Origin of the sequence: Zymomonas sp. (genome assembly GCF_020216885.1) — a bacterium.
Classification (GTDB): Bacteria; Pseudomonadota; Alphaproteobacteria; order Sphingomonadales; family Sphingomonadaceae; genus Zymomonas.
In genome coordinates, this window is the sequence record NZ_JAIWON010000026.1 from 1 (window position 1) to 10000 (window position 10000).

Annotated in this window: 9 protein-coding genes and 1 pseudogene; 8 read left to right on the top strand and 2 right to left on the bottom strand. The window is 46.4% G+C overall.

Annotated elements, in window-relative coordinates:
• The 4 genes and pseudogenes from LDL18_RS01320 to LDL18_RS01335 form a co-directional block, all read left to right on the top strand.
• Positions 1-181, top strand: a pseudogene (locus LDL18_RS01320) (sel1 repeat family protein); the annotation flags it as partial.
• Between the two features lie 180 nt (positions 182-361).
• Positions 362-970 carry a tetratricopeptide repeat protein gene (locus LDL18_RS01325; protein WP_296506341.1) on the top strand — a complete coding sequence of 203 codons (609 nt, stop codon included), beginning with the start codon at positions 362-364 and terminating at the stop codon, positions 968-970.
• A gap of 106 nt (positions 971-1076) precedes the next feature.
• Positions 1077-1778 carry a tetratricopeptide repeat protein gene (locus LDL18_RS01330; protein WP_296506343.1) on the top strand — a complete coding sequence of 234 codons (702 nt, stop codon included), beginning with the start codon at positions 1077-1079 and terminating at the stop codon, positions 1776-1778.
• Between the two features lie 162 nt (positions 1779-1940).
• A complete protein-coding gene (locus LDL18_RS01335; RefSeq protein ID WP_296506345.1) occupies positions 1941-2651 on the top strand; it encodes a tetratricopeptide repeat protein in 711 nt (236 codons plus the stop codon).
• 422 nt (positions 2652-3073) lie between these two features.
• Here the strand turns inward: LDL18_RS01335 and LDL18_RS01340 are convergent, their stop codons facing one another.
• Both LDL18_RS01340 and LDL18_RS01345 read right to left on the bottom strand, forming a co-directional pair.
• Entirely contained in the window at positions 3074-3904 is an 831-nt protein-coding gene (locus LDL18_RS01340; RefSeq protein ID WP_296506347.1) for a fructosamine kinase family protein, read from the bottom strand.
• A gap of 65 nt (positions 3905-3969) precedes the next feature.
• Entirely contained in the window at positions 3970-4449 is a 480-nt protein-coding gene (locus LDL18_RS01345; protein WP_296506349.1) for a low molecular weight protein-tyrosine-phosphatase, read from the bottom strand.
• 336 nt (positions 4450-4785) lie between these two features.
• Here LDL18_RS01345 and LDL18_RS01350 point away from each other — a divergent pair, with 336 nt between their 5' ends.
• The 4 genes from LDL18_RS01350 to LDL18_RS01365 all read left to right on the top strand — a co-directional run bounded on the left by LDL18_RS01350 (position 4786) and on the right by LDL18_RS01365 (position 9817).
• Entirely contained in the window at positions 4786-5484 is a 699-nt protein-coding gene (locus LDL18_RS01350) for a YggS family pyridoxal phosphate-dependent enzyme (protein ID WP_296506351.1), read from the top strand.
• A 17-nt stretch (positions 5485-5501) separates the two neighbouring features.
• Entirely contained in the window at positions 5502-6461 is a 960-nt protein-coding gene (locus LDL18_RS01355; protein WP_296506352.1) for an ABC transporter ATP-binding protein, read from the top strand.
• Positions 6462-6528: 67 nt separating this feature from the next.
• Entirely contained in the window at positions 6529-8121 is a 1593-nt protein-coding gene (gene nadB / locus LDL18_RS01360; protein ID WP_296506353.1) for an L-aspartate oxidase, read from the top strand.
• A gap of 22 nt (positions 8122-8143) precedes the next feature.
• Positions 8144-9817, top strand: coding sequence for a M28 family peptidase (locus tag LDL18_RS01365; protein ID WP_296506355.1), 1674 nt, complete (start codon positions 8144-8146; stop codon positions 9815-9817).
• Positions 9818-10000: the final 183 nt, after the last annotated feature.

Below are 10000 nucleotides of genomic sequence, written 5' to 3' on the forward strand. Positions count from 1 at the left end.
CTTCTGGTATCAGCAAGCGGCTAATCAGGGGCTCGTTGAGGCTGAATTCAATTTGGGCATTGCCTATTTGAAAGGCCAAGGGGTTCAGAAAGATAAGGATAAGGCGACTTTCTGGCTCGGAAAAGCGGCTGATAAAGGCGACAGCCATGCCCAAGATGTGTTGGAAATGATGAATAAATAGATTTTAGAGTCTTTTTGAATTGAATAACGGGTATGGGCGATGAGCTTATGCCCGTTTTTGTTGGTTAGGCTTGCTTCTGGCAGGGCGTTGAAGAAGATATCGCGCTTAACAAATTGAAAAATAAAGGAATATTGCCGTAGCTTATTTTATACATATCTTTTTATAAATTATACGGCGATTATGAAGAAAAGAATTATTCTGTTAGGGTTACTTTTGTCTGTTGGCGGCCAGATTGTCTATTCACAGATGCGTAAAACGCCGTCTATTTTTTCCAAGAAGACACTGCACGAATTAAAACAGGCTGCCGATCAGGGGGATGCTGAGGCAGAGGCGGCCTTGGGAGAGGCCTTTGATTTTGGAACAATAACGCCGCAGGATTATAAACAGGCCTTTTTCTGGTATCAGAAGGCGGCCGATCAAGATGTCGCCGAGGCTCAATATAATCTAGGTGGGCTTTATTATAAAGGCGCAGGAAGACCTAAAGATGGGGAGAAAGCTGTCTATTGGTACCGAAAGGCGGCGGATCAAGGCTATATAGACGCGCAACGGAATTTGGCTCTTTTATATGCTAAAGGAGAGCTGGTGCCGCAGAGCGATGAGCAGGCCGTTTACTGGTATCAAAAAGCCGCCGATCAAGGCAATGCTGAGGCTCAAAGAGCTTTGGGGGCGGCTTATGCTTTGGGAAAAGGTATGCCAAGAAATAAAGAAAAAGCGCTTTTCTGGATTGGAAAAGCGGCTGATCAAGGAGATATGGAAGCACAAAAATTACTGACAATGTTGGTACGATAATCCGACAAGGATTCTGTTGATTCCAATAGTCATACTGTTTTGAGAATAAGGCGTTTTTAAATGAGGAATAGGGGAAGGTTTTTGCCTTCTTTTATCGTGGGGTTTGATGTTTTTTGTTCCTTTGGTGGTTTTGTCTTTGTCTGTTTCACCTTTAACGATGCAAGCGGATAAGGAACGCTATGACCGTGAGATGATCTCTTCGTTGGAAGGGCGGGCTAAGGCCGGTAATAGTTTGGCTGAAGAGGTTCTGGGTGAGGCTTATGCCCATGGCAGAGGGCGGCCACAGGATGATGAAAAGGCTGTTTACTGGTATCAGAAGGCAGCCGATAAAGGCATGAAGGAATCCCAGTATAATTTGGGAAATGCTTATCTTTATGGGCAGGGTGTCGGGATAGATTATGAAAAAGCGGCTTTTTGGTATCGGAAAGCAGCTGATCAGAATTTTAGGCAGGCGCAATATAATCTAGGGCTTTTATACGAAAAAGGCCAAGGTCTACCAAAAAGTGATGAGCAAGCGGCCTTTTGGTGGCAGAAAGCGGCTGAACAAGGTGAGGCTAAGGCTCAATTTAATCTCGGTGTTTTTTATCATAATGGACGGGCTGTGCCAAAAAATAACGTGCGGGCTATCTTCTGGATGGAGCAGGCCGCGCAGCAGGGCTTGATTGATGCCCAAATATTATTAGCTATGGCTTATGCCAGTGGTCAGGGTGCGCCGAAAGATAAGAATAAGGCTATCTATTGGTATCAGAAGGCGGCTGATCAGGGAAATGGTGCAGCAAAGGCACGGCTTCAACAGTCTCGATATTAGTTTTGTTAGGCTGTCTTTGCGAGATAAATTATACAAAGAGATTTGTTTATATTTTTTAATAAAATTGAATAGTATAATGTTAATTGTTTTTAAATAAAATTATTATTGTATATGCTGTATAATAGATGGATATTAAGTATCTTTAAAAAATATGCGGTTTTTATGGTAATTATTATTTCTTTCGCTGTAATGTTTTTATTGTCACTACTGTTCGGACAGAAGAAACAACAAAAGCCAGATATATTTAAAAATCATTCTGTTTTGGAAGTGCAGAAAAATGCGGAATTAGGTGATCCTGAAGCACAATATAATTTAGGGCTTGCTCATTATACTGGTTCTGAAGTTCCGCAGGATTATAAAAAAGCCCTGTCTTTTTGGGAGCAATCTGCCAATCAGAATAATGCAGATGCTCAATTTATTTTGGGAGCAGCTTATCAAAGTGGCGAGTGTGTGCCACAAAATTATGAAAAAGCTGCTTTTTGGCTCAAGAAAGCCGCAGAGCAAGGTCATGCTATGGCACAATGTAATCTGGGCGTTTTTTATAACAATGGTGCTGGTGTACCGCAAAGTGATGAGAAATCAGCCTTTTGGTATTTAAAAGCAGCTGAGCAAGGTGAGCCGAGATCTCAGTTTAATTTTGGTGTTGCTTGCTTTAACGGAGCTGGGGTGCCGCAGGATTATGAGAAAGCAGTTTATTGGTACCAGAAGGCAGCCAATCAAGGCAATAATTTTGCCCAATATAATTTAGGTCTTTGCTATGGTAAAGGTTTGGGTGTGCCAGAAAATCGAGAAAAAGCATTATTCTGGATCCAGCAGGCTGCTAATAACGGTGATGTACAGGCAAAAAATGCCCTTCGCCAAGGAATGGTCTAAATAACGGATATTTAAATATTTATATTTCTTGATAGGGTTTTTGATTATTTTTTAATAGCTATTTTATGCCATCTAAATTTTAGATAAGTATTATCATTTTTGCTGTAAATTAATTTTTCGTTCTTTTTATAATTATGTGATTTTCATAATAAAATATTATTAGCAGTTGTTTATCCCGTTCAGGCAGATGATCAGGGGAATGGTGCAGCAAAGGCAACTTTACAAAAATTATTTAATTAGTTTTTTCGAGGTTTGAGGAATTAGAGTGGGCTGGGCCGGATGTCGTCCGGCCTTTTTTTGTTGGGATAGGACGAGGGGCGTTTTTCTTTTGCCTTGTTATCGGAATGCGTTTTCTTCTTTTGCCTTGGAGAAGCGTGTGTTTTCTGGTTGATTAGAATTTCGGGGTGGGGCGATATCGCCCGTTAGACCCCGACGGCCTTTAGAAGATGGGTGACCAAGGGGCGATAGCCATCCCCGAATAATCTGAGATGAATTAAAGCTGGCCATAATTTATAGATAGGCATTCTTTCTTTATAGCCCGGGGTTAAGGGGTGGTAGGTTTCATAGGCTTCGTAGAAAGAGCCGCTGGCGCGATCGAAGAGGTTAATCATCGCAATATCGACTTCGGCATCGCCATAATAGCAGCAAGGGTCAATCAGGCCTGAAATTCGGCCATCATCGACCAAGATATTCCCATCCCATAAATCGCCATGCAGTAAGACCGCAGGGGGAGTCATCGGAAGCCTTTGCGGTAAATCTTCAATCAGTTCTTCTAGTCTATCAACCAGATCGGCTGAGATATGTTTGAGATGGGGGCGTAGGCGATATTCACCCCAGAAATCTGGCCAGCTTCTCATCCATTTATTGACCATCGGGATACCGCCGATGCCATAATCTTTTGGCCAGCCGTAAAGCGCGCCTTCGGTGCTGTGAAGTAGTGCAATGACTTTACCGAGGTCATCCCAAGCATGATGTAGCACGTCCCGATTGCGGAGCCATTCCATTACCAGCAAATTTTCATTGGTCGCGTAAACCATAGGTGCTGGTGCGCCGCTTTGACTGATCGCGGCGAGCATGGCGGCTTCTATCTCGGGGAAGGGGCTGTTTTTAGCGACAGCATGGCTGCCATCTTCCAGCCACAAGCGCGTGACTTGAGAAATATCGCCCCCATGCAACCGTTCTTCCGTGACCAATGGTTTGCCGATTAAAAAGGCGGCTTCATTCGCGACAGAGGCAGAGGATTGGTCATTCATGGGATTACCTTCGCAACAGCGATTCTTGAGATATCAAATAGTTAGGTCTTTTTTTTACCTTTAGATCAAGCCTTATTCTGGTTTTCGATGTAATCAAGCAGGGCTTTTGCGCCGGTTGAAACATCTTGCCATGTTTTTTCAAAGTCATCTGCCCCGCCATGATAGGGGTCTGCTACTGATTTGCCTTCTTTCCCCGCGACGTAATCCAACAGAAGGTTGAGTTTGGCTTTGCCGTCTTTAGGTTGCAATCTTTTGAGATTGCTGAGGTTTTTACCGTCCATCGCGATGATGTAATCGAAGAGATGGAAATCCTGTTTCGAGACCTGTCGCGCTCTTAAATCGCTGATATCGAGGCCGTGATTGCGCGCGGCGGCTTGGGCGCGTTTATCCGGTGCGCGGCCAATATGCCAATCGCCCGTTCCAGCGGAATCCGTTTTAACCTTGAAGCCGTTTTGTTGGGCGAGATCACGAAAAGCCCCTTCTGCCAAGGGGGAACGGCAAATATTGCCGAGGCAGACAAAAAGCACGGTCGGGGTCGAGGTCATCGGGTTTGGGACTCCTACAAAAAAAGGCTTTGTTTCGGATCGGATAAAAGGATTAAACGGATTCATCCATCATTATGTTTAATTTTAGATTTTTTATCCCTGAATAGCGAGGGTTATACATCACTGTTTTTTGTGGAAAAGGCGCAAGATAATGGCTGGTTTTGAACGTGGTTTGGTGTGACGCTTCGGAATATTGGGCTTTTGTCTCGTTCTTTATCGTATTTTTTGGGTTTTTACCGGAAAATGCTCTGATGCTATATCGGTTTTGTGCTTTTTTTCGGCTTTTCGGTTTTTGTGCCGAAATATCGGGAAAATCTGTTGGAAATCAGGAAAAAAGTGATAGCGTCTTCTGCCATGACTAACGCGACTTCTCAAAATGAAAATCTTTCGCCTCTGGCTATTGTGCGGGCGAAAATCGAAAAAGCGGCAAAAACGGCTGGTCGGAATCCTGACGATATCGAGTTGATTGCGATTTCTAAATTGCATCCGGCGGAAGCGGCTTTGCCCTTGATTGCCGAAGGTCAACGCGTTTTCGGTGAAAACCGCGTTCAGGAAGCCTTGGGAAAATGGCCGCCTTTGATCAAGGCGCATCCCGATATCCGCTTGCATTGTGTCGGCCAGCTTCAATCGAACAAGGCCAAGAGTGCAGTCGAATTATTCGATGCGATCCATTCGGTGGATCGGCCTTCTTTGATTGAGGCTTTGGGGCGGGCGATGGAAAGCGCCGAGAAAAAGCCGGAATGCTTTATTCAGGTCAATATTGGCGAAGAAGACCAGAAGGGGGGCTGTGATATTGCCGATACCAAGGCGATTTTACAGCAATGCCGTGATGCCGGATTGCCGGTTGTTGGGCTGATGTCGGTGCCGCCTTTGGAGGTTGATCCCGCCCCTTATTTCGCCCTGACCGTGAAAATGGCGCATGATTTGGGTTTACCTGCGGTATCGATTGGTATGTCGGCTGATTATGAGTTGGCGATTACCCTTGGGGCTACCCATATCCGTGTGGGCACCGCCTTATTCGGTCATCGGGAATAGTGTTGAAAGGCGGGGGAATGAGCGAAGCGGCTATTCTGATCGAAGGGTTATCCAAAGTCTATCAAGGCGGGAAACAAGCCGTTACCGATCTTAATCTGAGGATACCGCGTGGTTCCATTTATGGTTTGTTGGGCCCAAATGGTGCCGGAAAATCAACAACCATCAATGTTTTAGCGGGTCTTGTCAGAAAAACGGCTGGTCGGGTTTCTATCTGGGGTTTTGATATTGACCAAGACCCGTTAAATGCCCGCGCCTCTATCGGGATTGTGCCGCAGGAAATATTTTTCGATCCTTTTTTTACCCCTTTTGAAACGCTGGAAGTCTATGCCGGTCTTTTCGGGATTCCGAAGCATAAGCGCCGGACGATGGAGCTTTTGGAAGCGGTGCATTTGGAGGATAAAGCCTTTTCCCATGCCCGTTCTTTATCCGGTGGTATGAAACGCCGTTTATTGGTCGCAAAAGCGATGGTGGCCTCGCCGCCGGTTCTGGTCTTGGATGAACCGACGGCTGGCGTCGATATCGAATTGCGGCAACAGCTTTGGTCTTATGTCAAAAAACTGAATGACCAAGGGGTCACGATTGTTTTGACGACCCATTATCTCGAAGAAGCCGAGCAATTATGCGACCGGATTGCCATTATCAATCATGGCCATTTGGTGACGGATCAGCCGACCCGCGAGCTTTTGGACAGGGCTGGCGATAAAAGCATGGATGTTGTTTTACGTCAGCCGATGGAGGTTTTGCCTTCTGATGTCTCTGATTGGTTAGCCCGCTATCACAATGATGTTTCCGCCGAAATGGTTGATCCGACCCGCTTGCATATTCGCTATGACAAGAAGAAGATTACCGCCGGTGATATATTGACGGTCATTGAACAGGCCGGATTGGCTATTGTCGATGTGTCGACCCACGAAGCTGATCTGGAAGATGTCTTTTTGAGATTGACCAAAAATAATCCAGAGGCATCGTTAACATAGTCGGTTTTTTTTCGAGCCTTACGCTTGAGGGAAAAACTGGCATCAGGAATGGAGGTCTTTTGACCTTATGAGTGACAAAATTTTTGACGTCGTTATCGTCGGGTCTGGTGCGGCCGGATTGACCGCCGCCTTGCATCTGGCTGACCGTTTTGATGTGGCGGTTTTGGCCAAAGGGTCGATTTCTGACGGATCAACCGCAAAAGCACAAGGCGGTATTGCCGCTGTCTTGGATGCGGGCGATAATTTTGAAAACCATATCAAGGATACCTTTACCGCAGGGGCTGGGTTGAATCGCCGTTCCACGGTTGAATATGTGGTGGAGCATGCGCCGGAAGCGATCGAGCATCTGGCTGAAATCGGTGTTCCGTTCAATCCCGGAAACCAGTTTGGCGAAAGATGGCATTTGACCCGTGAAGGTGGGCATAGCCATCGTCGCATTGTTCATGTTGACGATGCCACCGGATTGGCGGTGCAGAAGGCTTTACAAAAAGCAGCCCATGCCCATCCTCGCATTCGTTTAATTCCCGATATGGCCGCGATTGATCTGATATCGGGTCGTCATTGTCAGGATTCTTCCGATAGCCGTGATATTCACGGAGTCTATGCCTATAATTCTTGGAATGGAAAGGTTCAGCGCTTTTTAGGTCGTGCCACTATTTTGGCAACAGGTGGCGCGGGACAAGTCTATCAACATTCAACGGCACCAAAAGGCGCGACCGGTGACGGTATTGCGATGGCTTGGCGGGCTGGGGCGCGGGTGTCCAATCTGGAATTTAACCAGTTTCATCCGACTGCCCTCTATAATCCTGAAGGCACCCATTTCCTGATTACCGAAGCGATGCGCGGAGAGGGGGGACAGCTTAAAATCCCGACTGATGGTCATCGCTTTATGCCTGATTTTGATGATCGCAATGAATTGGCTCCCCGTGATATTGTCGCGCGTGCTATCGACCATGAAATCAAACGTTTAGGTCTGAATTACGTTTATCTGGATATCAGTCATCGTCCGGCAGAATTCATTGAACAGCATTTCCCGACCATTCGCGCCCATCTGTTAGAACAGGGCATTGATATCACGACCCAGCCGATTCCGGTTGTGCCTGCAATGCATTATACTTGTGGTGGCGTTTTAACCGATATCAATGGACGGACGGATCTACCCGGCCTTTATGCCATTGGTGAGGTCGCACAATCGGGATTGCATGGGGCGAACCGGCTCGCCAGTAATTCTTTGCTGGAATGTCTGGTTTTTGGTGAAGCCGCTGCTCGTCATATTACTGAAAATTGGGAAAATCTGTCAGAACCTCCGGTCGTTCGCCCTTGGGATGACAGTCGGGTCACTAATTCCGACGAAGAAATCGTGGTGCAACATAACTGGCATGAAATCCGGCGCGCTATGTGGGATTATGTCGGTATTGTCCGTTCTAACAAGCGGTTGATGCGCGCTCGTCATCGTCTCGATAATTTGGCGCATGAAATCGCTGATTATTACGGCAATTTCCATGTTTCGCCTGAATTGATTGAGTTGCGTAACTTGATTGATGTCGCGGGTCTTGTGGTACGTTGTGCCTTGAGCCGTAAGGAAAGCCGTGGGCTGCATTTCAATCTTGATTATCCTGACACTTTGCCGGTCGCCGTTGATACGGTGCTGACGCCTTAATTTTTTAGAGCGTGATTTTTGAATGGGGGGGAAGATGAAAAAGACAATAATTGGCCTTTTGGCGATGGCCGCTGTTATTCCGGCAGCGGCTGTCCCGCCAGCTGTCTCGGAGCGAGCGTCATGGCCTATTGAGGCCAGCCATCTATCGGATACCGTGAAGGTTATTGCCTCTGACTATTTTGAAGGCCGTGCGCCGGGAAGTCAGGGCGAAAAAAAGACGGTTGCTTGGTTAATTAAGCAATATCAGTCTTTGGGGTTGGAGCCTGCCGGAGATAAGGGGGGATGGACGCAAGCTGTTCCCTTAGTTCACACCCGACTAGGCAAAGCCAATCGGTTGGATATAGCCACCGAACAGGGTAAAATAGCATTACAGTCGGATAAAGATATTTATCTTGCCAGCTTGCGGCCTGTGAACAAAATTGCCCTGAATAAAGTGCCTTTGGTTTTTGTCGGTTATGGCGTTTCTGCCCCAGAAAGGGGATGGGATGATTTTAAAGGCGTTGATCTGAAAGGCAAAATTGCTGTCTTTTTAATCAACGATCCCGATTTCTCGGCGGTGTCGGGTGATGACGCTTTTGAAAAATTTGGTGGTCGTACCATGACCTATTATGGCCGTTGGACCTATAAATTTGAAGAAGCCGCTAAAAGAGGTGCTGTCGGTGCTTTGATTATTCATGACAGCCAAGGGGCTGGTTATGGATGGAATACGGTTATCGCCCCTGCTGGTGAGGGCTATGACATTATTCGGGGAGACAAAGATAAGCCCGTTGCCTTGCAGGGATGGTTATCCCAAGCGGCGGCGCAGGATATTTTTGCAAAATCCGGTCTGGATTTGGATAGCCTGAAAAAACAAGCACGGCAAAAATCATTCCAGCCGGTCTCTTTAAAAGGCAGCGTTTTTTCAGCCAGCCTGCCAGTAAGCTATCAAAATATTACCAGCTATAACGTTCTTGGCCAGATTAAAGGCTCTAAGCGGCCTGATGAAACTATCATGTTTGGGGCGCATTGGGATGCCTATGGTATTGGAGCGCCAGATAGCCAAGGTCGGACTATTCGTTCCGGTGCTATTGATGATGGGGTCGGTGTCGCGGCGGTTTTGGAATTGGCACGCGTTTTTAAGGCCGAGCATCATCCTGATCGGACATTGGTTTTTGCATCATGGACGGCCGAAGAACGTGGCATTTTAGGTTCCAGCTATTATGCCGAGCATCCTTTATTCCCGTTAGATAAAACGGTTGCCAATTTTACGGTTGATGTTTTGCAGACCGCTGGTCGTTCAAAGGACGTGTTATTGATTGGCGCCGGACAAAACAGCCTTGAAAATGATTTAGCCGCTGCGGCGAAAGAAGAAAATCGGGTTGTAAAAGCCGAATTGTTACCGGAACGTGGTTTATTTTTCCGTGCCGATCATTTGCCCTTTGCTAGAAAAGGCGTGCCAGTTTTGTTGATGATGGGGATGGCCGGTGCCTATGATCTTCGAGAAGGGGGCATGGCGGCTGGAGAAAAATGGCTGTCTGGGTATATGAAATGCTATCATCAAACCTGTGACCGTTGGACAGAACATGATGATTTTGAAGGTGCGGCTGAAGATGTGAAGCTGATTTATCTGATGGGACATCATTTGGCTTTTTCGGATCAAAAACCGGAATGGCTGCCCAGTTCAGAATTTAAAACAAAGTCGGCAACCAAAGAATAGTATAAATATTGAGGGGATGGTTATCGGTTTAAATGAGATAGCCCCCCCTTTTTGGGTCGGAAATTGTTTTTTATAGGCTTTTCTAGGGCTGACTTTTTGAAAGAGCGTCTTCTATCAGACATGTCTTAAAGTCGGTTTTATGTTGGTTGATGGCGGTCGGTGTTATTGATGGAATGGCTAGAC

Excerpts from the sequence above, each read along its gene's own strand:
- LDL18_RS01325 (WP_296506341.1), top strand. The coding sequence starts at position 362 with ATGAAGAAAAGAATTATTCTGTTAGGGTTACTTTTGTCTGTTGGCGGC.
- LDL18_RS01330 (WP_296506343.1), top strand. The coding sequence starts at position 1,077 with ATGTTTTTTGTTCCTTTGGTGGTTTTGTCTTTGTCTGTTTCACCTTTA.
- LDL18_RS01335 (WP_296506345.1), top strand. The coding sequence starts at position 1,941 with ATGGTAATTATTATTTCTTTCGCTGTAATGTTTTTATTGTCACTACTG.
- LDL18_RS01340 (WP_296506347.1), bottom strand. The coding sequence starts at position 3,904 with ATGAATGACCAATCCTCTGCCTCTGTCGCGAATGAAGCCGCCTTTTTA.
- LDL18_RS01345 (WP_296506349.1), bottom strand. The coding sequence starts at position 4,449 with ATGACCTCGACCCCGACCGTGCTTTTTGTCTGCCTCGGCAATATTTGC.
- LDL18_RS01355 (WP_296506352.1), top strand. The coding sequence starts at position 5,502 with ATGAGCGAAGCGGCTATTCTGATCGAAGGGTTATCCAAAGTCTATCAA.
- nadB (WP_296506353.1), top strand. The coding sequence starts at position 6,529 with ATGAGTGACAAAATTTTTGACGTCGTTATCGTCGGGTCTGGTGCGGCC.
- LDL18_RS01365 (WP_296506355.1), top strand. The coding sequence starts at position 8,144 with ATGGGGGGGAAGATGAAAAAGACAATAATTGGCCTTTTGGCGATGGCC.